Raw genomic sequence first — 287 nt, forward strand, 5'->3', positions numbered from 1 at the left:
GCCGAGGGGGCGCGAACCGAACTCGGGCAGCGAGCGCTCGGCGCGCCAGCGGTCGAGCATCAGCTTGGCGGCCGGGAGGAAGCCGACGAAGATGACGAGGGTGAAACAGATGCCGAGCCCGGCGACGACGCCGAACTCCCGGAGCGGGGGCAACGAGCTGGTGAGGTTCGCGAGGAAGCCGATGATCGTCGTGCCGGCGATGATCGAGTACGCCACCACGAGCTGGCCCAAGGCGCCGCGCATCGCCGTCTCGGGCGGCGCGCCCGCAGCACGGTCCTCGCGGTAGC

1 protein-coding gene is annotated in these 287 nt (G+C 71.8%); it reads right to left on the reverse strand.

The features are described from left to right. A partial coding sequence (locus tag EXE42_RS17690; RefSeq protein WP_158293797.1) for an MMPL family transporter occupies positions 1–287 on the reverse strand: 287 nt, incomplete at both ends.

Origin of the sequence: Halorubrum sp. SP3 (genome assembly GCF_005435195.1) — an archaeon.
Taxonomy (GTDB): Archaea; Halobacteriota; Halobacteria; order Halobacteriales; family Haloferacaceae; genus Halorubrum; species Halorubrum sodomense.